24 protein-coding genes and 1 pseudogene are annotated in these 23,620 nt (G+C 62.1%); 4 read left to right on the plus strand and 21 right to left on the minus strand.

Annotated features, from left to right (window positions below):
- Nucleotides 1-136: 136 nt before the first annotated feature.
- From LOY69_RS30445 to ubiE, 11 genes and pseudogenes are all read right to left on the minus strand, one after another.
- Nucleotides 137-1,009 (minus strand): methyl-accepting chemotaxis protein, encoded by an 873-nt coding sequence (locus tag LOY69_RS30445; protein WP_371826193.1) that lies wholly within the window; start codon nt 1,007-1,009, stop codon nt 137-139.
- A pseudogene (locus tag LOY69_RS30450) lies at nt 995-2,053 on the minus strand (methyl-accepting chemotaxis protein); the annotation flags it as partial. The gene LOY69_RS30445 and the pseudogene LOY69_RS30450, both read right to left, overlap by 15 nt.
- A 123-nt stretch (nt 2,054-2,176) precedes the next feature.
- Nucleotides 2,177-2,884: a 16S rRNA (uracil(1498)-N(3))-methyltransferase gene (locus tag LOY69_RS02050; protein WP_265074075.1), complete on the minus strand. Its 708-nt coding sequence runs from the start codon at nt 2,882-2,884 to the stop codon at nt 2,177-2,179.
- Nucleotides 2,881-3,675: a twin-arginine translocase subunit TatC gene (gene tatC / locus LOY69_RS02055; RefSeq protein ID WP_102882096.1), complete on the minus strand. Its 795-nt coding sequence runs from the start codon at nt 3,673-3,675 to the stop codon at nt 2,881-2,883. Before tatC ends, LOY69_RS02050 begins: the two co-directional genes overlap by 4 nt.
- Nucleotides 3,672-4,112, minus strand: a complete 441-nt coding sequence (tatB, locus tag LOY69_RS02060; protein ID WP_102882095.1) for a Sec-independent protein translocase protein TatB — start codon at nt 4,110-4,112, stop codon at nt 3,672-3,674. Before tatB ends, tatC begins: the two co-directional genes overlap by 4 nt.
- 10 nt (nt 4,113-4,122) lie before the next feature.
- On the minus strand, nt 4,123-4,404 hold the full coding sequence (locus LOY69_RS02065; protein WP_102862782.1) for a twin-arginine translocase TatA/TatE family subunit: 282 nt from the start codon (nt 4,402-4,404) through the stop codon (nt 4,123-4,125).
- 25 nt (nt 4,405-4,429) lie between these two features.
- A complete protein-coding gene (locus LOY69_RS02070; RefSeq protein ID WP_011058798.1) occupies nt 4,430-4,762 on the minus strand; it encodes a phosphoribosyl-ATP diphosphatase in 333 nt (110 codons plus the stop codon).
- A 1-nt stretch (nt 4,763) separates the two neighbouring features.
- Nucleotides 4,764-5,156 carry a phosphoribosyl-AMP cyclohydrolase gene (gene hisI / locus LOY69_RS02075; RefSeq protein ID WP_011058799.1) on the minus strand — a complete coding sequence of 131 codons (393 nt, stop codon included), beginning with the start codon at nt 5,154-5,156 and terminating at the stop codon, nt 4,764-4,766.
- Nucleotides 5,157-5,236: 80 nt separating this feature from the next.
- On the minus strand, nt 5,237-6,841 hold the full coding sequence (gene ubiB, locus LOY69_RS02080) for a ubiquinone biosynthesis regulatory protein kinase UbiB (RefSeq protein ID WP_102882094.1): 1,605 nt from the start codon (nt 6,839-6,841) through the stop codon (nt 5,237-5,239).
- Entirely contained in the window at nt 6,838-7,461 is a 624-nt protein-coding gene (locus LOY69_RS02085; protein ID WP_102882093.1) for an SCP2 domain-containing protein, read from the minus strand. Before LOY69_RS02085 ends, ubiB begins: the two co-directional genes overlap by 4 nt.
- Nucleotides 7,461-8,231 carry a bifunctional demethylmenaquinone methyltransferase/2-methoxy-6-polyprenyl-1,4-benzoquinol methylase UbiE gene (gene ubiE, locus LOY69_RS02090; RefSeq protein WP_011058802.1) on the minus strand — a complete coding sequence of 257 codons (771 nt, stop codon included), beginning with the start codon at nt 8,229-8,231 and terminating at the stop codon, nt 7,461-7,463. Before ubiE ends, LOY69_RS02085 begins: the two co-directional genes overlap by 1 nt.
- Before the next feature lie 155 nt (nt 8,232-8,386).
- Here ubiE and LOY69_RS02095 point away from each other — a divergent pair, with 155 nt between their 5' ends.
- The 3 genes from LOY69_RS02095 (at nt 8,387) to LOY69_RS02105 (ending at nt 10,115) form a co-directional block, all read left to right on the plus strand.
- Nucleotides 8,387-8,662, plus strand: a complete 276-nt coding sequence (locus LOY69_RS02095) for a polyhydroxyalkanoic acid system family protein (RefSeq protein WP_102862786.1) — start codon at nt 8,387-8,389, stop codon at nt 8,660-8,662.
- 198 nt (nt 8,663-8,860) lie between these two features.
- Nucleotides 8,861-9,283, plus strand: a complete 423-nt coding sequence (locus LOY69_RS02100; protein ID WP_102862787.1) for a phasin family protein — start codon at nt 8,861-8,863, stop codon at nt 9,281-9,283.
- A 10-nt stretch (nt 9,284-9,293) separates the two neighbouring features.
- Nucleotides 9,294-10,115 (plus strand): phasin family protein, encoded by an 822-nt coding sequence (locus LOY69_RS02105; RefSeq protein ID WP_265074076.1) that lies wholly within the window; start codon nt 9,294-9,296, stop codon nt 10,113-10,115.
- Between the two features lie 67 nt (nt 10,116-10,182).
- Here the strand turns inward: LOY69_RS02105 and LOY69_RS02110 are convergent, their stop codons facing one another.
- From LOY69_RS02110 to LOY69_RS02155, 10 genes are all read right to left on the minus strand, one after another.
- The gene (locus tag LOY69_RS02110) at nt 10,183-10,803 is read right to left on the minus strand and encodes a TetR/AcrR family transcriptional regulator (RefSeq protein ID WP_102862789.1); all 621 of its coding nucleotides are present in this window, start codon (nt 10,801-10,803) and stop codon (nt 10,183-10,185) included.
- 65 nt (nt 10,804-10,868) lie between these two features.
- Nucleotides 10,869-12,551 carry a class II poly(R)-hydroxyalkanoic acid synthase gene (gene phaC, locus LOY69_RS02115; RefSeq protein WP_110595388.1) on the minus strand — a complete coding sequence of 561 codons (1,683 nt, stop codon included), beginning with the start codon at nt 12,549-12,551 and terminating at the stop codon, nt 10,869-10,871.
- Nucleotides 12,552-12,659: 108 nt separating this feature from the next.
- Complete coding sequence (gene phaZ / locus LOY69_RS02120; RefSeq protein ID WP_102862791.1) at nt 12,660-13,520, minus strand: poly(3-hydroxyalkanoate) depolymerase; 861 nt, start codon at nt 13,518-13,520, stop codon at nt 12,660-12,662.
- A 130-nt stretch (nt 13,521-13,650) separates the two neighbouring features.
- A complete protein-coding gene (gene phaC / locus LOY69_RS02125) occupies nt 13,651-15,330 on the minus strand; it encodes a class II poly(R)-hydroxyalkanoic acid synthase (RefSeq protein ID WP_102862792.1) in 1,680 nt (559 codons plus the stop codon).
- Nucleotides 15,331-15,588: 258 nt separating this feature from the next.
- The gene (locus LOY69_RS02130) at nt 15,589-15,966 is read right to left on the minus strand and encodes a gamma-butyrobetaine hydroxylase-like domain-containing protein (protein ID WP_102862793.1); all 378 of its coding nucleotides are present in this window, start codon (nt 15,964-15,966) and stop codon (nt 15,589-15,591) included.
- A gap of 91 nt (nt 15,967-16,057) precedes the next feature.
- Nucleotides 16,058-17,395: an ATP-dependent protease ATPase subunit HslU gene (gene hslU, locus LOY69_RS02135; RefSeq protein WP_110595389.1), complete on the minus strand. Its 1,338-nt coding sequence runs from the start codon at nt 17,393-17,395 to the stop codon at nt 16,058-16,060.
- Between the two features lie 57 nt (nt 17,396-17,452).
- The gene (hslV, locus tag LOY69_RS02140) at nt 17,453-17,983 is read right to left on the minus strand and encodes an ATP-dependent protease subunit HslV (protein WP_003186641.1); all 531 of its coding nucleotides are present in this window, start codon (nt 17,981-17,983) and stop codon (nt 17,453-17,455) included.
- A gap of 198 nt (nt 17,984-18,181) precedes the next feature.
- The gene (locus tag LOY69_RS02145) at nt 18,182-18,889 is read right to left on the minus strand and encodes an SPOR domain-containing protein (protein ID WP_016962745.1); all 708 of its coding nucleotides are present in this window, start codon (nt 18,887-18,889) and stop codon (nt 18,182-18,184) included.
- A gap of 1 nt (nt 18,890) precedes the next feature.
- Nucleotides 18,891-20,627 carry an arginine--tRNA ligase gene (gene argS, locus LOY69_RS02150; RefSeq protein WP_102882089.1) on the minus strand — a complete coding sequence of 579 codons (1,737 nt, stop codon included), beginning with the start codon at nt 20,625-20,627 and terminating at the stop codon, nt 18,891-18,893.
- 211 nt (nt 20,628-20,838) lie between these two features.
- On the minus strand, nt 20,839-23,058 hold the full coding sequence (locus LOY69_RS02155) for a primosomal protein N' (RefSeq protein ID WP_221809859.1): 2,220 nt from the start codon (nt 23,056-23,058) through the stop codon (nt 20,839-20,841).
- A gap of 299 nt (nt 23,059-23,357) precedes the next feature.
- Between LOY69_RS02155 and rpmE the strand changes: the two genes are divergently transcribed.
- Complete coding sequence (gene rpmE / locus LOY69_RS02160; protein WP_011058815.1) at nt 23,358-23,579, plus strand: 50S ribosomal protein L31; 222 nt, start codon at nt 23,358-23,360, stop codon at nt 23,577-23,579.
- Nucleotides 23,580-23,620 lie beyond the last annotated feature (41 nt).

Raw genomic sequence — 23,620 nt, forward strand, 5'->3', positions numbered from 1 at the left:
TGAGGGCCTGGCACTCCCCTGTAGCCGCTGCGAGTCAGCTAGGTTGAGCCGAGGGCCGAAGACACTTCAGGCGGCCACTGCCCAAGACCGCGATCGTAGTGATCATCGCCGCCTTGGGCGGTGGCGGCCAGGGCCGTCAGACCCGGAAGCGCCCCACCAGGCTTTGCAGGTGAATCCCCAACCGCGCCAGCTCGGCGCTGGAGGCCGCGGTTTCTTCGCTGGCCGATGAAGTCTGTTCAGACACATCACGCACATTCAACACGCTGCGGTTGATCTCTTCCGCTACCGCGCTCTGCTGCTCGGCTGCCGCGGCGATCTGCTGGTTCATCGCCTGGATGGCCGACACGGTGCGGGTGATGTTCTCCAGCGACCCCCCGGCCCGGCGGGTCAGTTCAACGCTGCTGTCGGTGAGACTGCGGCTGGTGTCCAGGGTGCTGGCCACTTGCTGGGTGCCGCTTTGCAGGCCGACGATCAGCTCGGCAATCTCTTCGGTGGATTGCTGGGTGCGCTGGGCAAGACTGCGTACTTCGTCGGCAACCACGGCGAAACCACGTCCGGCTTCACCGGCCCGGGCCGCTTCGATGGCGGCGTTGAGGGCCAGCAGGTTGGTCTGCTGGGCCACCGACTTGATGACATCCAGTACGCTGCCGATCTTGTCACTTTCCTGCTTGAGGTGGCCCATGGCTTCGGTGGAGTGGCCTACCTCGCTGGCCAGGCGCTCGATCTGGGCAATGGCCTCGTTCACCACGCGATCACCCTCGCGGGCCTGCTGATCGGCGGCTACAGCGGCCTCTGAGGCCTCTTCGGCATTGCGCGCGACTTCCTGCACCGTGGCGGCCATTTCGTTCATGGCCGTGGCCACCTGATCGGTTTCCACCTTCTGGCTGTTGACCCCGGCGCTGGTCTGCTCGGTGACGGCCGATAACTGTTCGGCGGCGCTGGCGATCTGGGTCACGCCGTCGCTGATGCCACCGATCAGTTCCCGCAAGCCGAGGGTCATGCGTTGCATGGCTTTCTGCAGTTGGCCAAGTTCATCGTGGCGATCCACTGCCAGGTTCTGGCTGAGATCGCCGGCCGCCACACGTTCGGCGGCCTTGAGGGTCTGTTGCAGCGGCTGGATGATCTGTCGAGTGATGGCCCACGAGGCAATCAGGCCAAACACCAACGCCAGTACCGTGGCAATCAGCAGGGTGCTCTTGGCCTGGCTGGCATCGCTGTCACGCTTGGCGGTCTGTACGCTGGTCAGTTGGTTGCTCAGTGTCATCAGCCGGTCGCCCTGGGCAGCCATGCGCAGGAGGGCCGCGGCACTGGCCTCTTCGGCGTCGCTGAAGTTGCTGACGGCCGCTCGGTAGGCTTTAAGCGAGTCACTGGCCTGCTGCAGGTTGGCAATGTGCTGCTCCGGCAGGCGGGTCGGCAGGCTGGTGAGGTTGTTCAGCGCGTTATCGATGGCATCCAGAGCCGGCTGTTTGGCTGCCGGCTTGGCGCTATAGGTGTAGCCACGCACCTGGAAGCGTGCCTGCTGGATCAGTTTGGAGAGGTCGATGACGCTGTTGAACTGAGCCACGCTGTCGCCTTGCAGCAGCGACTTCTCGACCTCGGTCACACGGGCCACGGCATTGTCGGCACTGGCGCCGAGCTGGGCCCGGGCGGCCTCGCGGCTGGTAGTGGCGCGGGTCATGTCGGCAAAGGCTTTCTGGTACTCGGCCACGGCGCTCAGTTGCTGGTCCAGCATGGCAATGCTTTCAGGTTGCTGCAGTTGCTCACGGGCAGCCCGCAGACCTTCGTCGAGTTGTTTGAGTATGTCGTTGACGGCGGCCGGGCCTTGGTCGCCATGGTGCATCTCGTAGTTGAGACGGGCGATGCGCAGGTCTTTGGTCATGCCATAGAGTGTGGAGATGTTGCCCAGTTTGTCGCCACGGTCGATCACTCGGCCCAGGCCAGTCCAGCCAGTGGCGGTGATCAACAGGGTCAGAAGCAGTACCAGGCCGAAGCCGATACCGAGTTTGCGGCTGACGCTTACATTTCCCAGGTTCCTGGCTAGCCAACGGTACATGCTGCGAACTCCCTTTTAGCAAGATGGGCTTAACCATAGGCTATCGGCGGGAGCGGTGGATTCTGTAGGTAGATGGCTAATTGATATTGCGGGTGAAAGCTCCGGCTGGCACGGAGCCTTTGCTCAAAACAGGCGTGAGAGGAGGGCTGTGACAGCGGTTTCGACCCGCAGGATGCGTTCACCCAATTGCACCGGTTGCAGGCCGGCCTTGGCCAACAGATCGATCTCGTAGGGGATCCAGCCACCTTCGGGGCCGATGGCCAGGGTGACCGGTTCATCCAGGCCGCGGGGGCAGGGCGGGTACTGGCCGGGGTGACCCACCAGGCCCAGGGTGCCTGCGCTGAGGGCCGGCAGGCGATCCTCGACGAAAGGCTTGAAGCGTTTTTCGATGACCACTTCAGGTAGCACGCTGTCGCGAGCCTGCTCCAGGCCGAGAATCAGCTGTTCACGAATGGCCCCGGGTTCCAGGAATGGGGTTTGCCAGAAGCTCTTTTCCACCCGGTAGCTGTTGACCAGCACCAGCCGTGGCACGCCCATGGCGGCGACGGTCTGCAGCACTCGACGAAGCATCTTCGGGCGTGGCAGGGCCAGCACCATGGTCAGCGGCAGCTTGACCGGGGGGGGCTGGTCCAGGGTGATTTGCAGCTCGGCTTCGGTGGCTTCCAGGCGCAGCACCTGGGCTGAACCCATCAGCCCGCCGATACGCCCGACCCGCAGGCTGTCGCCCACCGCTACCCGATGCACTTCCTGCATATGGGTCAGGCGCCGGTCGCGCAGCACCACCAGGTCGGCCGCGATGAAGTCGGCCTCTTCCAGAAGCAGCAGGTTCACGCTTGGGTCGCTGGCGGCTGGTCGTTGTGATCGTCAGCCGGGGCATCGTCCGGGTGGTCGCCGCGCTTGCTGATCAGCCCGCCAAACAGCACGCCGATTTCGAACAGCAGCCACATGGGCACGGCCAGCAGGGTCTGGGAGAAGATATCCGGCGGGGTGAGAATCATGCCCACCACAAAGCAGCCAATGATCACGTAAGGCCGGATCTTCCTCAGGTAGGCCACGTTGACCACGCCGATCCACACCAGCAGCACCACCGCTACCGGGATTTCGAAAGCCACGCCGAAGGCGAAGAACAGGGTCATGACGAAATCGAGGTAGCTGGTGATGTCGGTCATCATCTCCACGCCGGCCGGAGTGGCGGCAGCGAAGAACTTGAAGATCAGCGGAAACACCAGGAAGTAGGCGAAGGCCATGCCGATGTAGAACAGCAGGATGCTCGACACCAACAGCGGTACGGCGATGCGCTTCTCATGCTTGTACAGCCCGGGTGCGATAAAGCCCCAGATCTGATGCAGGATCACCGGGATCGCCAGGAACAGCGAGACCATCATGGTCAGTTTCAGCGGGGTGAGAAACGGCGAGGCGACGTCGGTGGCGATCATCGTCGCACCCACCGGCAGGTACTGGCGCAGTGGCGTGGAGACGATGGTGTAGATCTGCTGGGTGAAGGCGAACAACCCGGCGAAGATGATGAAGATCGCCGCTACGCAGCGCAGCAGGCGGGTACGCAGCTCGGTGAGGTGCGACACCAGCGGCATGTGTTGGTCGTTCTCTGGGATATCGCTCATGGGGCTCGCGGCGGCAAAGTGGGGTCGTGGGGGGCCGTGGTGGCGGGTGTCGCCACCGGGGCCGCAGGCTCGGCAATCGGAGTCGTTGGCAGCGGCGCTTCGGTCACAGGGGCCGTTCCAGCTACCGGCGCAGAGCTTGGCGAGTGAATCGTCTGCTCGGCTATCGGTTCGACCGGAGTCGGTTGCTGCTGGGTCGGGGCGAGGATCTTCCGCGCTTCCTGCTCCAGGGACAGAATGTGCTCGTTGTGCAGTTGCCGGCGGATTTCGTCGGCCCCGATTTCACGTTCAACTTCCTGTTTTATCGCGTTGAAGCTGCGCTTCAGGCGCCCGACCCACAGGCCGGCGGTACGCGCCGCGCCAGGCAGGCGCTCGGGGCCGAGCACCAGCAGGGCCACCAGGCCCACCAGCAGCAGTTCAGAGAAGCTGATACCAAACATTAGTCAGTGCTCACGAGTCTTTGCGGGTCGGCTCTTCGACTTTTTGTGCCTGCACATCGATGGTGTGCGGCTGGTTCAGCGGAGCGCTTTGTTGTGGCTGAACCGGTGGCACGGGCTGTGCCGCTGGCGGTACTACGGGCTCGGCGGGCTTTTCGTCGTCGTTCATGGCCTTGCGAAAGCCCTTGATCGATTCGCCGACGTCGGTGCCCAGGTTCTTGAGCTTCTTGGTGCCAAATACCAGTACCACGACCACCAGGATGACGACCCAGTGTTTCCAGTCAAAAATGCCCATGCTGCGTTTCCTCTTAGAAAGTTGTTCAGGCGGACGGACGCGAGGCTTTCTCGGCGTGTCCAGACAGACCGAAGCGGCGATCCAGTTCATCGAGCACGGCCTGGGGGTGCTGACCCAACTGTGCCAGCATGACCAGGGTATGGAACCACAGGTCTGCGGTTTCATAGATCACATCGCTGCAGTCACCGCTGATGGCGGCGTCCTTGGCGGCGATGATGGTTTCCACCGATTCTTCACCGACTTTTTCCAGAATCTTGTTCAGCCCCTTGTGATACAGGCTGGCCACATAGGAGCTGTCGGCTGCGGCGTCTTTACGCTCTTCCAGCACTTGGGCCAGACGGGTGAGGGTATCGCTCATGTCAGTGTCCTGCAGAATAAATCGCGTGCGGGTCCTTGAGGACCGGTTCGACGGTTTTCCACTCGCCGTCTTCGTAGACGCGGTAGAAACAGCTGTGGCGGCCGGTGTGACAGGCAATGTCGCCGATCTGCTCGACCATCAGGATGATCACGTCAGCGTCGCAGTCCAGGCGCATTTCATGCAGCTTCTGCACGTGCCCGGACTCTTCGCCCTTGCGCCATAGCTTGCCACGGGAACGTGACCAATAGATGGCGCGGTTCTCGGCAGCGGTCAGGCTCAGGGCCTCGCGGTTCATCCAGGCCATCATCAGCACGCGCCCGGTCTTGTGATCCTGGGCGATGGCCGGCACCAGGCCGTCCGCATCCCACTTGATCTGGTCCAGCCAATCTTTCATTTTCGACTCCGACAACCGGGCTCAACCCGCTGGTGACGCCTCGGCGATTTCGACAGTTTGCCAGCAGGTCGCGCCACTGGCTATCGGCGAACGATCAGATACAAACCCACCGCAATCATGATGCCGGCAGGCCAGTGGCCCAGCTCCTGCAGCGGACCGCCGGCGGCCAGAACGGCGCCGCCACCCAGATGGGCGGTGCCCAGCAGGCGCAGGAACCAGTCGTCCTTGCGCTTGTGCCAGGGCGCCGGAGGGTTGGCGGCGTGGGGCTGCGACATGCGTTCCAGCAGGTCGCGGGTCATGTTGGCCAGGTGGGGGAGCTGTTCGATCTGGTTGTGGATATTGCCGAACACGGCTTTCGGGCTGACCCGTTCGCGCATCCAGCGTTCGAGGAAAGGTTGCGCGGTGTTCCACAGGTCCAGGTCCGGGTACAGCTGGCGGCCCAGGCCTTCAATGTTGAGCAGGGTTTTCTGCAGCAGCACCAGCTGCGGCTGCACTTCCATGTTGAAGCGCCGGGCGGTCTGGAACAGGCGCATCAGTACCTGGCCAAAGGAAATGTCCTTCAACGGCTTTTCGAAGATCGGCTCGCACACGGTGCGAATCGCCGCCTCGAATTCGTTGAGCTTGGTTTCCGCCGGAACCCAGCCGGAATCAATGTGCAACTGGGCCACGCGGCGGTAGTCACGCTTGAAGAAGGCGAACAGGTTGCGCGCCAGGTAGTCCTGGTCTTCCGGGGTCAGGCTGCCGACTATGCCGCAGTCGATGGCGATGTACTGCGGGCTCCAGGGCTGCACGGTGCTGACGAAGATGTTGCCCGGGTGCATGTCGGCGTGGAAGAAACTGTCGCGGAACACCTGGGTGAAGAAGATCTCCACACCGCGCTCGGCGAGCATCTTCATGTCGGTGCGCTGGTCGGCCAGGGTTGCCAGATCGGTCACCTGAATGCCGTAGATGCGCTCCATCACCAGCACTTTCGGCCGGCACCAGTCCCAGTAGACCTGGGGCACATACAGCAGCGGCGAGCCTTCGAAGTTGCGCTTGAGCTGGCTGGCGTTGGCCGCCTCGCGCAGCAGGTCGAGCTCGTCGTAGATGGTTTTCTCGTAGTCGCTGACCACGTCCACCGGGTGCAGCAGGCGCGCGTCGGCCGAAAGCTTTTCCGCGGCGCGGGCGAGGATGAATAGCCACGCCAGGTCTTGGGCGATGATTGGCTTGAGCCCGGGGCGGATCACCTTGACCACCACTTCTTCACCGGTCTTGAGCTTGGCGGCGTGGACCTGGGCCACCGAGGCCGAGGCCAGCGGCTCGATGTCGAAGCGGCTGAACACGTCGCTGATCTTCTTGCCCAGTTGCTCTTCGATCAGGGCCACGGATTTCTGCGAATCGAACGGTGGCACCCGGTCCTGCAGCAGCATCAGTTCGTCGGCGATGTCTTCCGGCAGCAGGTCGCGGCGGGTGGAGAGGATCTGCCCGAACTTGATGAAGATCGGCCCCAGGTCCTGCAGCGCCAGGCGCAGCCGGGCACCGCGGCTCAGTTCCAGCGGCTTGCGCGGGAACCAGCGCCAGGGCAGGGCGAAGCGCAGGGCCAGGAGAAACCAGGGCAAGGGCAGGGCAAACAGCAGGTCATCGAGGCGGTAACGGATCACGACGCGCTGGATGCGCAACAGACGGCGGACGGCAAGCAGCTTCATGCGTTATCGCTTGGGTCAAGGGAGCGGGAAAGGCGCTCGAAGCGCGCCTCGAGACGTTCCAGGTCGAGTTTGGCCTGATCCAGCTCACGAAAGCGCGCTTCGGCTTCGCGCTGACCCACCAGGGTGCGCGATTCTTCGGCGAGGAATTCGGCGAGGTTCTGATTCAGGCTGGCAAATCCTTGTTGATACCAGCGGGCGCGGCTGCGCACATGGCCACTGAACAGTTGGGTGGCCACCGGGCCCAGCCACCGGGACAGTTCGTATTCCCAGTCCAGCTCCAGGTCCTGGAGGATGGCCGCCAGGTCCAGCAGCACGCCGCTGTCGCCTTCCAGCTCTACTTCGGGGCTGTGCAGGATCGCGGTCTTGTCCTTGCTCAGTGCCAGGCGCATCAGGCTTGAAGCCGGTGCGCGGAGGGTGCAGTCAGGGTCCGCAGCCCACTGGGAGGCCAGCATCAGGCCTTCGTCGCTGGGCAGGATGAACAGCTGCAATGCCGGGTTGCGGCAATCCACTGCGATCACCTTGCCATTGAGGTGCTGCAGGCGCGGCAGAGCCGTACTGTCCAGACGCAACACCCGATTGATGCCGGTCTCGACGCTGGCGAGCAGGCCGCTGAGCAACATCAGGGCTTGATGCCGCGGTGCAGGGCGACGATGCCTGCGGTCATGTTGTGATAGGTCACGCGGTCGAAACCGGCCTCGACCATCATCGACTTCAGGGTTTCCTGGTTGGGGTGCATGCGGATCGATTCGGCCAGGTAGCGATAGCTCTCCGAGTCGTTGGTGATCAGCTTGCCGGCCAGGGGCATGAAGGCGAACGAATAGGCGTCGTAGACCTTGGACATCAGCGCGTTGGTCGGCTTGGAGAACTCCAGCACCAACAGCCGGCCGCCGGGCTTGAGCACTCGCAGCATGGAGCGCAGGGCATCTTCTTTATGGGTGACGTTGCGCAGGCCGAAGGCGATGGTCACGCAGTCGAAATGGTTGTCCGGGAAGGGCAGTTTTTCCGCATCGGCCTGAACGAATTCGACGTTGCCGGCCACACCCAGGTCCAGCAGGCGGTCGCGACCGACCTTGAGCATGGACTCGTTGATGTCGGCCAGTACCACTTGGCCAGTAGGGCCTACCAGGTGGGAGAAGCGCTTGGTCAGGTCGCCAGTGCCGCCCGCGATGTCCAGTACGCGATTGCCGGCGCGTACGCCCGACAGCTCGATGGTGAAGCGTTTCCACAAACGGTGCATGCCGCCGGACAGTACGTCATTCATCAGGTCGTACTTGGCCGCTACCGAGTGGAACACTTCTGCGACTTTTTCCGCCTTCTGGCTTTCAGGAACGTTCTTGAAGCCGAAGTGCGTGGTGGGTTCGGCATCGCTGCCTTTGCGCTGATCAGTCATATCGCTGTCACCAAAAGAGAATGCGCGACATTCTAATGCCGGTGGCGGTCTTTGTCTTGGCAAGGCTGAATGTAAGATAGCGATCCGCCGGGACGTTTTGACGCACTCAGGGTCAAGATGCTTCAGGCAAGTCCCGAAACAGCAGGAGTCCTTCAATGGCCCGTATTAGTGTTGAACGTGCCCATGGCCTGGGTAAGCAGGTGGCCCGTGAAAAGGCTGACAAACTGGCGCAGAAACTCGCCGATCAGTATGGCCTGGAGCCGCAATGGGCAGGGGATACCCTGAATCTCAAGCGCTCAGGCGTCAAAGGCGCGGTGCATGTGGGCGAAGAATCGATCCGTATCGATGTGGAACTGGGGCTGTTGATGTCCGCCATGAGCGGCACCATCAAGTCGGAAATCGAAAAGGCCCTGGACAAGGCCCTGACCTGAGTCCACCCGCAGGAGCCGGCTTGTCGGCGCATCGCAGGCACGGCAACGGTGCCAGGCAAAGCGCCTCGCCGGCCAGCAGGCTCCTACATGATTTGATGACATTCGTTAGGGTGCCGATTCTAATTTTTCTCTTTAGGTTGTGCCTCAGGTCCTCTTTCCGAGGGCAGTTCCTCAAACCTTCTGCGCGTGAGGTGCACCATGGCCAAAGTAATTCTGAAGAAAAAAGTTGATGTTCAATCAACTGCTCTGAGCGAAGTCAAATCCTATGCCCGCAAGATCTGGCTGGCAGGCCTGGGTGCCTACGCCAAAGTTGGCCAGGAAGGCAGCGACTACTTCCAGGAGTTGATCAAGGCTGGTCAATCCGTTGAAAAGAAAGGCAAAAAAGTTGTCACTGAACAACTTGAAGCTGCCAACAGTCAGATTGATAGCGTTAAAGGGGATGTCAGCACTCTTAAAGGCAAAGTCGAAGTGCAACTGGATAAAGTCGAGAAGGCTTTTGACACGCGCGTCGCCAGTGCCTTGAATCGTATCGGCATTCCGTCTAAACATGACGTTGAGACACTCTCTGCTAAGCTCGATGAGCTGACGGCGTTGCTCGAACGTGTCGCGCGTAAACATTAAGGAGAACGGGATGGCTGGTAAAAAGAATACTGAAAAAGAAGGCAGCTCGTGGATCGGGAAAGTCGAAGAGTACTCCCGTAAAATTTGGCTTGCTGGTTTAGGCGTGTACTCGAAAATCGACTCTGACGGCAGCAAGCTTTTCGAGACACTGGTCAAGGACGGTGAGAAAGCCGAGAAACTGACCAAGAGCGTAGTTGGCAAGAAAGTGGATGCTGCCAAAGACTCCGCAAGTTCCGCCAAGTCGCGCATCAGCGACGTCAAGGACCGCGCCCTGGGCAAGTGGGATGAACTGGAAGGCGCTTTCGACAAGCGTTTGAACAGTGCCATCTCGCGTCTGGGCGTACCGAGCCGCAATGAGGTCAAGGCGCTGCACGACAAGGTCGATACCCTGACCAAGCAGATCGAGAAACTCACAGGTGCCAAGGTCGCGCCGGTTGCGGCCAAAACCGCTGCCGCCAAACCGGCGGCAAAACCTGCTGCCAAACCACTGGCCAAGCCTGCCGCCAAACCGGCAGTCAAGGCCGCCGCAAAACCTGCCGCCAAGCCAGCAGCGAAAACAGCGGCCGCCAAACCGGCAACCAAACCCGCCGCCAAGCCCGTTGCCGCCAAGCCAGCGGCCAAACCCGCTGCGAAGCCGGCCGTGGCGAAAAAGCCTGTAGCCAAGAAGCCTGTAGCCAAGAAGCCTGTAGCAGCCAAGCCCGCTGCAGCAGCCAAGCCTGCAACTGCGGCACCAGTGGCCTCGGCCAACTCGGCGAATTCCGCCGCAGCGCCTGCCCCGGCTGTAACTCCGACTGCAGCGCCAACTCCAGTGACGCCAAGCAGCCAGTCCTGATTACATCAGGCACACAAAAAACGCCCGGCCTGCGAAGGTCGGGCGTTTTTTATTGGGGAGCCATCGGCTACCCCTGTTCATCCAGGTAACGCAGGGCCATCTGTTCCGTGGCCAGTTTTGCCGGTGGCAGCAGGTGCGGCGCCACCAGCATCATGATCTGGTAGACCACCAGGCGTACTTCGCCTTCGCGATCGAGAATCCGTTGGTAATCCAGTGAGAACAGCAAGGTCATGGTGATCTGTTCCACCAGCTGGCCCAGGGCTTGGGTGCCGCTGACCAGTTGGCCTAGGGCCTTGAGCCGAGCCAGCAGGGAAGCCAGGGTGCGCTTGAGGGCGTTGAGCAGATTGCGAATGCCTTTGGCCAGTTTCGGCAGGCGTCCCGCAAGGTTGGAGAGGTCCTGGAACAGAAAGCGGTAGTGGGCCAGGCGCTCGACAATCAAGTGTAGGAACAACCAATAGTCTTCCGGCGCCAGTTGGGCATCGGACGGAGGGTCCAGCAGCGGTGTCAGCTCGTTCTGGAAACGCTCGAACAAGCCGAGCACCAGAGGTTCCTTGCCATGGAAGTGGTAGTAGAGGTTGCCGGGGCTGATCCCCATTTCATTGGCCACCTCCATGGTGGAGACATTGGGCTCGCCCTTCTGGTTGAACAGTTGCAGGGCACATTCGAGTATCCGGTCGCGGGTCTTCATCCTGACTTCTTGTCGGTCCATTGAGGGGTACGACTCCAGCGGCGGAGTCGTGGTGCAAAGTGTCTTCAGCGCACGCGCACGTAGGTGCCTGGAGCAGCCTCCATCGGTGGGTAGTTCTGGTTGCCCAGGGTGGTCAGGGTTTCCCGCTGCGCTCCGGAGTGTTCCTGAACCCAGGTCAGCCATTGGCTCCACCAACTACCGTCGACGTGTTTGGCGTCGTAGTACCAGGCTCGAGGGTCGCTGCTGAGCTTGTGGTTCTCCACGTAGTTGGCCTTGGGGTTGCTTGGTGGGTTGAGGATGCTCTGCACGTGCCCGCTGTTGGACAGTACAAAACGTTTCTCGCCTCCTAGCAGCAGGGTCGAGCGGTATACCGCGTCCCAGGGCGTGATGTGGTCGTTGATCCCGGCCACGCTGAAGCTGTCCACCGTGACCTTCTGCAAGTCGATCGGTGTGCCGCAGACTTCCAGTCCACCCTCGTGGCTCAGCGGGTTGTGCTTGAAGAAGTCCAGCAGATCGCCGTGCAAGGCGGCGGGCAAGCGGGTGCTGTCGTTGTTCCAGTACAGGATGTCGAAGACCGGCGGCTCCTTGCCCAGCAGGTAGTTGTTGACCCAGTAGTTCCAGATCAGGTCGTTGGGGCGCATCCAGGCAAACACCTTGGCCATGTCGCGGCCGTCCAGCACCCCTTGCTGGTAGGAGCGACGCTTGGCTGCCTCCAGGGTTTTCTCATCGGCAAACAAGGTGGCCGGGCTGTCCAGCTGGCTGTCCAGCAGACTCACCAGGTAGGTGGCGCTGGCAACCCGGCGCAGTTGCCGCTTGGCCTGCAGGTGGCCTTGCAGGGCGGCGATGGTCAGGCCGCCAGCGCAGGCGCCCACCAGATTGACTTCCCGACTGCCGGTAATGGCGCGAGTGACATTCAGTGCCTCTTCGGCCGCTTCCACATAGCTCGACAGGCCCCATTCGCGATGGCGCACGTCCGGGTTGCGCCAGCTGATCATGAACACCTGCAGGCCGTTCTTCAGCGCGTACTGAACGAAGCTGTTGGCCGGGCTGAGGTCGAAAATGTAGTACTTGTTGATCTGTGGCGGCACGATCAGCACTGGCTTGGCGTACTGTTTTTCGCTCATGGGGCTGTACTGGATCAGTTCCAGCAATTCATTGCGAAACACCACCGAACCCGGGGTTACGGCCAGGTTCCGGCCGACTTCGAAGGCGTGTTTGGTCACCTGGCTGGGCAATCCGTTGTTGTGCAGCAGGTCATCCACCAGGTTGCTGATGCCGCGCACTACGCTGTTGCCACCGGTGTTGAAAATCTCCTTGAGGGCCAACGGGTTGAGCAGGGTGTTGGAGGGCGCCACGGCGTCATTGAGCAGGGAAAAGGCAAAGTGTGCCCGGGCCCGGTCGTCCTCGCTCATTGTGCTCTCGTCGATCCAGTTCCGGACTTGCTTCTGCCAGCTCAGGTAAGCCTGCAGACCCCGTTTGTAAAAAGGGTTGAGGGTCCAGGCCGGGTCGGCGAAACGGTTGTCCTTGGGGTTGGGTTTGTGCAGGGTTTCCCCCAGCAGCACGCGTCCCAGCTGGCCGCCCAGCGCTAAGGTATGACGGGCGCTGTGCAACGGATTACGTAGACTGTGGGCCGCGAGGCTGCGCAACGTGGAAAGCAGATCCCGGCCGCGCAGACCGGTGATCGCACTCTGTGCGTTGATATAGGCTGCGGGGGAGGGCAGCGAGCCCTGCGCAGGTTTGTCTTGCATGAGTCAACACTCCTTCGTCAAACCACTAACAAGCAGACCAATCCAAGACAGACAACATAGTCGGTCCTGGCCCTTCTTGCGCGCGACGATCCTGTCGACAGGTATCTTTTACTTCACGGGACGCAAAGGTTGGGGATGCGGATGCATCACTGCCCTTTGTCGTTCCTCCTGGAGGAACTTCATGATGATGGGGGCAACGGCCTCGGCCCGGGTGATCAGGAACAGGTGGCCGTCATCGATGATGTGCAGCTGGGCGTTGGGAATTCGCCAGGCCAGCATACGCATGTTGACCAAGGGGATCAGCGGATCGTCATCACCGGCCAGCACCAGGGTCGGCTGGCGGATCTTGTGCAGCCAGTGAATGCTGGTCCAGCCCAGGCCGGCGAACAGCTGCCAGTAATAGCCCAGCTTGCCGGCCGAGCGCACCTTGGCCGCGTGTTCAGCGGCCAGGTTCGGGTCGCGGCGGAAGGAGCCACCGTAGATCAGCGGGGCGATGCGCATTACGTGGGAGGGCTGCACGTAGCGCCGCGGGCTGGCCATCATCCACAGCACTTTGGGCTTGCCGGGGACCATGAAAGCGCCGGCGGCGGTGGCTGCCAGCACCAGCTTCTTGCAGCGCTCCGGGTAGTCGTAGGCGAATTGCTGGGCCAGGGCCCCGCCCCATGAAACGCCCACCGCGTTGACCTGGCCATAGTCCAGGTAATCGAGCATGCGTGCGGTCAGCTTGGCCAGGCCCGGGAAACGATAAGGCCGGCTTGGGGTCGAGGAGCCGCCAACCCCCGGGACGTCGAAGGCAATGACCTCCAGGTCCGGGTCCAGGGCTTGGACGAAGGGGAACACCAGCTCCAGGTTGGCGCCGATACCGTTGAAGATCAGCAGCGGCGTCAAGTGAGGCTTGCCGGGGCGTACCGCAGTGCGGATGGTCTGGCCGTCCAGATCAACGGTACGGAAGATGAAAGAGTGTGGCATGCCGTAGCCCTGTGAATTGAACCATTGGAGGCGCCTTCCCGGGCGTCCTCCGGATTTCCTGAGGCCAGGCCTCGTACCAAGAATAGGGCTTGGCGGCACCTCCTGGCGCCGCGTCGTTTACTACCTGGGCTCAACGTTCGTGGACGTAGGTCCCCGGTGCAGCCTCGGCGGCTGGGTATTTCTTGTTGCCCAGAACACTGGGTGCCGCTTTCAGTTCGCCCGAGCGCTCGGCTTGCCAGGCTTGCCAGTGCAACCACCAGGAGTCGGTGTGCTTGACCGAGTTTTCCTGCCACTGATCGGGACAGGCAGGGATATCGCTGCTGGTCATGTAACGCGCTTTCGGGTTGCCTGGCGGATTGAGGATGCTCTGGATATGACCGCTGCTGGACAGCACGAACTCCACATTGCCGCCGAACAGTTGTGCCGACTTGTAGCAGGACTTCCACGGGGTGATGTGATCGTTGGTGCCGGCCAGGGAGAAAATGTCGGCCGTGACCTGCTTCAGGTCGATCGGCGTCCCGCACACTTCCAGTGCATTGGGGCGGATCAGCGGATTGTTCTTGAACATCTCGATCAGGTCGCCGTGGAACGCGGCAGGCAGGCGGGTGGTGTCGTTGTTCCAGAACAGGATGTCGAACACCGGCGGCTCATTGCCCAGCAGGTAGTTGTTGACCCAGTAGTTCCAGATCAGATCGTTGGGGCGCATCCAGGCGAACACTTTGGCCATGTCCCGGCCTTCGAGGACGCCGGCCTGATAGGAGTGGCGCTTGGCCGCTTCCAGAGTCTGCTCGTCGACGAACAGGGCTACCTGGGTATCCAGGGTGGTATCGAGCACGCTGACCAGCAGGGTCAGGGCATTGACCTTCTTCTCCCCCAGCGCTGCATAGTGGCCCAGCAAGGCCGTGCAGGTGATGCCGCCGGAGCAGGCACCGAGCATGTTCACGTCTTTGCTGCCGGTGATCGCGGTCACCACGTCGACGGCCTCTTTCAGGGCCTCGATATAGGTGGACAGGCCCCATTCCCGCTGCGCCTTGGTGGGGTTGCGCCAGCTGACGATGAAGGTCTGCACATTGTTGCGCAGGCAGAACCGCGCCAGGCTCTTGTCCGGGCTGAGGTCGAAGACATAGAACTTGTTGATCTGCGGCGGCACCACCAGCAGTGGGCGTTCATGCACCTGCTCGGTGATCGGCCGGTACTGGATCAGTTCCAGGACATCGTTGCGAAACACCACAGCCCCTTCGCTGGTGCCCAGGTTCTTGCCGACTTCGAAGGCGTCCATATTCACCTGGCTGGGCATGCCGCCGTTGTGCACCAGGTCCTTGGCCAGGTGGGACAGGCCGTCCAGCAGGCTCTTGCCGCCGGTTTCGAAGAAGCGTTTGACTGCGGCAGGGTTGGCCGCGCTGTTGGTCGGGGCCATGGCCTCGGTCATCAGGTTGATCACGAAGTGGCCGCGGCTGATGTCCTGCTCCGACAGGCTGCTGTCGCCGATCCAGTCGTGGAGCTCTTTGCGCCATGCCAGATAGGTTTGCAGGTAGCGTTTGTACAGCGGGTTCTGGCTCCAGGCCGGATCGTTGAAGCGACGGTCGTCGCTCTCCGGTTGCAGCGTCGACTTGCCGAACATCACGTTCTTCAGTTCGAGGCCGAAATGCGCAACGTGCTTGACGCTGTGGATGGGTTGTTTGATGGCCTGGGCAAGCACCATTCGAGCAGAGGTAAGCAGATCCTTTCTACGCAAGCCGATGACCGGATTGAGCCCCAGGGTGTTTTCCGAGGCTTGGCGTTTCAGGTCATCGTTATTCTTGTTACTCATCTACGACGCTCCATTGTCCTGAGACGAGTACCGGACCTGCTGTGCAGTCACACAGCACGATGCCAGGTACTACTGCTCGGGTGACCGTTAATTGCGCACCGCTGCCTTACAGGCTCGCAAAACTCTGCAGGGAACTTGCCAGCTCCATTGGTTACCCGAGTTTAATTTTTTTCGCAAGCAGGCCATTCATTGGCCATACAGCCCAGCATTCAAACAGATGGAATTAGAAAATGCCCTCTAAACAGTCGGAGGCTTGAGTTAGAGCATCAGCTTGATGACGGACTGATTCGGATCGCGGGTTTTTCCGGCGGCTTTGAGCTCCGCCAGATAATCGTTCCACAGATCGTCCTGGCGCAGCGCCAACTGATACAGGTATTCCCAGGTGAACAATCCGCTGTCATGGCCATCATCGAAGGTCAATTTCAGTGCGTACTGGCCAGCCGGTTCAACCTTGCTCAGGCCCACGCCTAGCTTGCCGAACTGGAGGATGGGTTTGCCGTGGCCCTGGACCTCGGCGGAGGGGGAGTGCACCCGCAGGAATTCTGCGGGCAACTGATAGACCTCGTCTGGCCCATAGGTCAGGGTCAGGGTTTTCGAGGCTTTATGCAGGTTGATGCCGGTGGGGAGTTTGCTCATGACCTGTAGTCCTTCCGGTAGCAGCCGGCCTGTCGGCGATCGGGTTTGGCCCTATCGCCTACAGGCCGGTTCCTACGTGGGTAGTGAAGGCTTACAGGATATAACGGGACAGGTCTTCGTTCTGCGCCAATTCGCCCAGGTGGCTGTTGACGTAGGCAGCATCGATGCGGATCGGCTCTTCGTTATGGGCGCTGGCCAGGTCACCGGCGCTGAACGACACCTCTTCCAGCAGGCGCTCGAGCAGGGTGTGCAGGCGACGGGCACCGATGTTCTCGGTCTTCTCGTTGACCTGCCAGGCAATCTCCGCCAGGCGCTTGATGCCGTCGGGCAGGAACTCGATATTCAGGCCCTCGGTCTTCAGCAGCTCTCGGTACTGCTCGGTCAGCGAAGCATGGGGCTCGCTGAGGATGCGCTCGAAGTCTTCTGGCGACAGTGCCTTGAGCTCCACACGGATCGGCAGGCGGCCTTGCAGCTCTGGCACCAGATCGCTGGGCTTGCTCAGGTGGAAGGCGCCGGAGGCAATGAACAGGATGTGGTCGGTCTTGACCATGCCCAGCTTGGTGTTGACGGTGCAGCCCTCGATCAGCGGCAGCAGGTCGCGCTGTACGCCTTCGCGGGACACGTCGACGCCGCCGGAATTGCCGCGCTTGGCCACCTTGTCGATCTCGTCGATGAACACGATGCCATGTTGCTCGACGGCCTCCAGGGCCTTGGCTTTGAGTTCCTCATCGTTGACTAGGCGGCTGGCTTCTTCGTCGCGCACCAGCTTCAGCGCTTCCTTGACCTTGAGCTTGCGGCTCTTGCGCTTGCCCTTGCCCATGTTGGCGAACAGGCTTTGCAGCTGGTTGGTCATTTCTTCCATGCCCGGTGGCGCAGAGATGTCGACACCACTGATTTCCGCCACTTCGATCTCGATTTCCTTGTCGTCCAGTTGGCCTTCGCGCAGGCGCTTGCGGAACAGCTGGCGGGTGTTGGAGTCCTGGGCTGGCGCTTCATCGCCGCCAAAACCCGTGCGTGCCGGTGGCAGCAGGGCATCGAGGATGCGTTCTTCGGCGGCGTCTTCGGCGCGGTGGCGAACCCGGATCATCTCCTGTTCGCGGAACATCTTGATCGCCGCGTCGGCCAGGTCACGAATGATCGATTCAACGTCGCGGCCGACATAGCCGACCTCGGTGAATTTAGTGGCTTCGACCTTGATAAAGGGGGCATTGGCCAGTTTGGCCAGGCGCCGGGCGATTTCGGTCTTGCCAACACCGGTCGGGCCGATCATCAGGATGTTCTTGGGGGTTACTTCAACGCGCAGCTCGGCCGGTAGCTGCATGCGGCGCCAGCGGTTACGCAGAGCGATAGCGACGGCGCGCTTGGCATCGTCCTGGCCGATGATATGGCGGTTGAGTTCGTGGACGATTTCGCGGGGTGTCATGGACATAGTAATTGGCGGTCCTCAAGCAAGAATGAATGCCGTGGCGCGAGCGCCGTAACAGGCTTATTCCGCGAGATCCTGCTCCTCGATGGTTTGAGTGTGGTTGGTGAATACACAGATGTCGCCGGCGATACCCAGGGCGGTCTCGACGATTTCACGGGCCGACAGGTCGGTCTTCTTCAGCAAGGCGCTGGCTGCGGCCTGGGCGTAGGCGCCACCGGAACCCATGGCGATCAGGCCGTCTTCGGGCTCAACCACGTCGCCGTTGCCGGTGATGATCAAGGAAGCGTCCTTGTTGGCGACAGCCAGCATGGCTTCCAGGCGGCTGAGGGAGCGGTCGGTGCGCCATTCCTTGGCCAGTTCAACAGCGGCTCGCACCAAGTGACCCTGATGTTTCTCCAGCTGGCCTTCGAAGCGTTCGAACAGGGTGAAGGCGTCAGCGGTGGCCCCGGCAAAACCGGCGATCACCTGGCCGTGGTACAGGCGACGGACTTTTTTCGCGTTGCCTTTCATCACGGTGTTGCCGAGAGATACCTGGCCGTCGCCGCCCATGACGACTTTGCCGTGGCGGCGGACTGAAACGATGGTGGTCAAGGGGAAGTCTCCACACAGCGGGGCGAAAGTGCCCTGATGGAAACTCATATGGGGGTGGCTGAGCGTTTTTCAACTGGAGGCTGTAGCGGGGGACCGGCGGTCTTTGTTGCAAGCTGCAAGCGCTTCGCGGGCAAGCCCGCTCCTACCGCGCGTTGTGCAGGAGTGGGCTTGTTCGCAATCAATCGTGTAGCCGTCGGCTTAGCGGCTCTGGCGCTGTTGTAACAGCAGGTTGCTGAAGCCGGCGCCGGCCAGTTGTTTCTGGGCCACGGTCAGTTGTTCACGGTTGCTGAACGGCCCCACCAATACCCGGTACCAGGTTTCGTCCTTCACCGTGCCGGATTCCACCGCCACCGACTGGCCCAGCAGGATGATCTGCGCCCGTACCTTGTCGGCATCGGCCTGCTTGCGGAACGAGCCGGCCTGGAGGAAGAACTTGGTCACCGGCGCCGCCTTGGCCACCGGTGGCGCTGGCGGTGGGGTGATGCCGGCCAGGGCCGCCTGGGCCCTGGCGGTGTCGATCTTCGCCGCTTCCGCCGGGGTCACCGGGGTGGTAGGCACCGGTGGCACTTGCGGCGTCGGCAGGGTTTTCTCCGGCACGGCCTCGGGCGGCACTATCACTTCCGATTCCGGCAGCAGGGTATAGAAGTCGTACTTGGGCTTCACCGGTTGCTGCGGGCTCGGCGGGGTCTTGTTGGCCTCGGCGATCTTGCTGGCTTTCTGCTGTTCGATCTTCTCGCGCTTGACGCTGTCGCCGCCCTTGCCTGGTTCGAGCTTCATCAGGAATACGATGAAGGCGCCAATGGTCAGGCCGATGGCCAGCCACAACCAGCCCGGAATCGGCTTCTTGGCCGGGGCCTGGTAACGGCTGGCGCCACGCTTGGGTGCAGGTTTTTTCTTGGCAGCCAACTTACATTTGCTCCAGGACTTTGAGGCCCAGCAGTTCCAGACCTTGCTTGAGGGTGCGACGGGTCAGTTCGGTGAGGCGCAGGCGGCTGTGCATCTGCGTCGGCGTCTCGGCCGCCAGGATCGGGCAGTTCTCGTAGAAGCTGGAGAACAGCCCGGCCACGTCGTACAGGTAGGTGCAGAGGATGTGCGGCGTGCCCTTGTCGGCGACGTTGTTGAGGATCTCGCCGAACTGCGCCAGCTTGGCCGCCAGCTCCAGTTCCTGGGCCGCGTGCAGTTCGATCTGGCCACCGACTTCGCTGAAGTCCTTGCCCAGCTTGCGGAACACACCGGCGGCGCGGGTGTAGGCGTACAACAGGTAAGGGGCGGTGTTGCCTTCGAAGTTGAGCATCAGGTCGAAGTTGAAGCTGTAGTCGCTGGTGCGGTGCTTGGACAGGTCGGCGTATTTCACCGAGTCGATGCCCACCACCTTGGCGATGCTGCGCAGGTCGGCTTCCGGCAGTTGCGGGTTTTTCTCTTTGACCAGGGCGTAGGCGCGTTCTTCGGCTTCGGTCAGCAGGTCGATGAGTTTTACGGTGCCGCCGTCGCGGGTCTTGAACGGACGGCCGTCGGCGCCGTTCATGGTGCCAAAGCCCATGTGCTCCATTTCCATCGGATGGGTCACGAAGCCGGCCTTGCGGGCGACGGCGAACACTTGCTGGAAGTGCAGGGCCTGGCGCTGGTCGACGAAGTACAGGGCGCGATCGGCCTTGAGCTTGCCGCTGCGGTAGCGCACGGCGGCCAGGTCGGTGGTGGCGTACAGGTAGCCGCCGTCGGCCTTGACGATGATCACTGGCAGCGGTTCGCCTTCGGCGTTCTTGAACTCGTCGAGGAACACGCACTGGGCGCCGTTGCTCTCCACCAACATGCCCTTGGCCTTGAGGTCGTTGACCACATTGATCAGGTCGTCGTTATAGGCGCTTTCGCCCATGACGTCGGCCATGGTCAGCTTGACGTTCAGCAGCTCATAGATCTTCTGGCAGTGGGACAGGGAGATGTCCTTGAACTTGGTCCACAGCTCCAGGCAGTCCGGATCGCCGGCTTGCAGCTTGACCACCAGGCTGCGGGCACGATCGGCAAAGGCTTCGGATTCGTCAAAGCGTTGCTTGGCGGCGCGGTAGAAGTTCTCCAGGTCGGACAGTTCGTCGCTGGTGATCGGGTTTTCTTCCAGGTAGGCCATCAGCATGCCGAACTGGGTGCCCCAGTCGCCGACGTGGTTCTGGCGGATCACGGTATCGCCGAGGAACTCCAGGACCCGCGCCACGCCGTCGCCGATGATGGTGGAGCGCAGATGGCCGACGTGCATCTCTTTGGCCAGGTTTGGCGCCGACATGTCGACCACGGTGCGTTGTGCCGGGCTGGCCTTGCGCACGCCCAGGCGTTCGTCGCCAAGGGCGGCGTCCAGGCGCGCGGCCAGTGCCTGGGTGTTCTGGAAGAAGTTGATGAAGCCCGGGCCGGCGATTTCTGCCTTGCTCAGGTCTTCATGGGCCGGCAATGCGGCAATGATTTTTTCCGCCAGGTCGCGAGGCTTCATGCCGGCGGGCTTGGCCAGCATCATGGCGATATTGCTGGCGAAGTCACCGTGGGTCTTGTCGCGAGTGTTTTCGACCTGGATCGCCGGCGTCAGGCCTTCTGGCAACACACCTTCGGTGACGAGTTGGGTGATGGCTTGCTGGATGAGCTGGCGAATGGTGTCTTTCATGGTCTTCTCGTTCGACCGCTGGCGCGGCGGCGCTTCGGTGCGCGGGTGGAAAAACTGGGCATTATCCGTTGCTGAAGCGGGCTTGCCAACTATAGAGGGCTGCTGAGGGATCGGTGGTGGCTACTGGGTCCCGTCCGCGGGCGAGCCTGCTCTTGTGGGTGGGTTGCTATCTATCGTGAGAGCCGGCCTGCTCGCAAAGACGCGATATTGATCAATACAAATCCACCGGGTCCACATCCAGCGACCAGCGCACCTGGCGCCCGCTGGGCATTTGCTCCAGCACCAGCAGCCAGCTGCTGAGTAGCCGGTGCAGCGGTGCCCGGGCGTTGGCCTGCAGCAGCAATTGTGCACGGTAACGTCCGGCGCGCCGCTCCATCGGCGCCGGCACCGGGCCCAACAGTTCGATGCCGCCCAGGTTCTGTTCCGCCAGCAAGCGCTCGGCTTCGCTGCAGGCTTCGTCCAGAAAACCTTCGGCCTGGCCCGGCTTGTGGGCTTCGGCCCGCAGCAGCGCCAGATGGGCGAAGGGTGGCAGGCCGGCGGCGCGGCGCTCGCTCAGGGCCTGCTCGGCAAAGGCGAAGTAGCCCTGTTCGGTCAGTTGCACCAGTAGCGGGTGGTCGGCGAGGTGAGTCTGGATGATCACCTTGCCCGGTTCTTCGGCGCGTCCCGCGCGCCCGGCCACCTGGACGATCAGTTGCGCCATGCGCTCGCTGGCACGGAAGTCGCCGGAGAACAGGCCGCCGTCGGCATCGAGGATCGATACCAGGGTGACCCGGGGGAAGTGGTGCCCCTTGGCCAGCATCTGGGTGCCCACCAGGATGCACGGATGACCTTTCTGGATGGTGGCGAACAGTTGGTTCATCGCATCCTTGCGTGAGGTGCTGTCGCGGTCCACCCGTAGTACCGGGTAGTCGGGGAACAGGATCCCCAGGCGTTCTTCGGCCCGCTCGGTTCCGGCGCCCACGGGGCGCAGGTCGACCTTGCCGCATTGCGGGCAGTGCCGGGGCACGCGCTCGACGTGGCCACAATGGTGGCAGCGCAACTCGCCGGAGCGCTGGTGCACGGTCATCCGGGCATCGCAGCGCTGACATTCAGACATCCAGCCGCAGTCATGGCAGAGCAGGGTCGGAGCGAAGCCCCGGCGGTTGAGAAACACCAGCACTTGCTGCCCGGCGGCCAGGGTCTGACCGATGGCTTGTTGCATGGGGCCTGAAATACCGCTGTCCAAGGGGCGACTCTTCACATCCAGGCGCAGGAAGCGTGGCTGTTTGGCGCCACCGGCCCGCTCGTTCAGGCGCAGCAGGCCATAGCGACCGGTGTAGGCGTTGTGCAGGCTTTCCAGGGATGGGGTGGCCGAGCCCAGGACAATCGGGATGTTTTCCTGGCGTGCCCGCACCAGCGCCAGGTCCCGGGCGTGGTAGCGCAGGCCTTCCTGCTGTTTATAGGAGCCATCGTGCTCCTCGTCGATGATGATCAGCCCGGGATTCTTCATCGGGGTGAACAGGGCCGAGCGGGTGCCGATGATGATATCGGCTTCGCCATCCCGGGCCGCGAGCCAGGCGTCCAGGCGTTCCCGATCATTGACCGCCGAGTGCAGCAGGGCGATGCGTGCGTTGAAGCGCTGCTCGAAGCGCGCCAGGGTTTGCGGCCCCAGGTTGATCTCCGGGATCAACACCAGTGCCTGCTTGCCGGCTTCCAGGGTTTCGCGGATCAGTTGCAGGTAGACCTCGGTCTTGCCGCTGCCGGTGACGCCAGCCAGGAGAAAGGCGTGATAACTGTCGAACCCGGCGCGGATGGCCTCGTAGGCGGCGCGCTGCTCGCTGTTGAGCGGCAACTCGGGCTGGGCCAGCCAGTGTTCGTGGCGCACGCCCGGAGCGTGCTTGCGTACTTCCACCTGCACCAGGTCCTTGGCCAGAAGCAGATCCAGGCTGTCCTTGCTCAGCATCAGCTTGCTCAGCAATGCATGGGGCACGCCATGGGGATGCTGGGCCAGGGTTGCCAGGGCTTCACGCTGGCGCGGGGCACGGGCGATGCGTGGGTCATCAAGGCGGGCGCCAGGGGCAATCGACCAGAAACGCTCCTGGCGGGCCTCGGCCAGCTCTCCCTGGCGCAGTAGCACCGGCAGCGCCCAGCTCAGGGTGTCGCCCAGGCTGTGCTGATAATACTGGGCGGTCCACAGGCACAGCTTGAACAGGGCGGGTGGCAGTGGCGGGGTGGGGTCCAGCAAGGCCAGCGCCGGCTTGAGTTTCTCGGCCGGGACTTCGCTGTGATCCGCCACTTCCACCAGAATGCCGATCATTTCCCGACGGCCGAACGGCACCCGCAGGCGCATGCCCGGATGCAGCTGGGCGCGCAGCACGCCGGCGGGTGCACGGTAGTCGAACAAGCGGCGCAGGGGCGAAGGCAGGGCGAGGCGCAGGATGGCGTCGGGCACGCGGGAAAATCTCGTTGAGCGGACAGTAAATAAGCCCCGGAGCCTAACAGAGGCGCTCTGGAGTGTCCTGCACAAGCGTGTACGGCTCCGGTTCCTGCGACCTTTGAGCTGTGCCGGGACGGCCGTCGTCGCTTACGGAACGGCAAACCGGGTGCTGTCAAGGCTGCTCGGGGTTTTTCTGATGGAGTGCAGTCAGGATCTCTTGCGCGATTGACGGGGTCTGGTAGAATTCGCGCCCTAATTCGTGCGGTATTCAACAATAGTGTTGGGTGGCGGCACGCTAGCCTGAGGAATACACCATGAAAGCCGATATCCATCCAGTATACGAAGCCATTACCGCCACTTGCAGCTGCGGTAACGTCATCGAAACTCGCTCCACCCTGGCCAAGCCTCTGAGCCTGGACGTGTGCAACGAGTGCCACCCGTTCTACACCGGTAAGCAAAAGACTCTGGACGTTGGCGGTCGTGTCGACAAGTTCAAGTCGCGCTTCGGTGCTTTCGGCGCAACGAAAAAGGCCTGAGGCTGATCGTTCTGGAAAGCCGTTACCGACTTTCCTCGCTG

This window comes from Pseudomonas sp. B21-059, assembly GCF_026016285.1.
Classification (GTDB): domain Bacteria; phylum Pseudomonadota; class Gammaproteobacteria; order Pseudomonadales; family Pseudomonadaceae; genus Aquipseudomonas; species Aquipseudomonas danubii.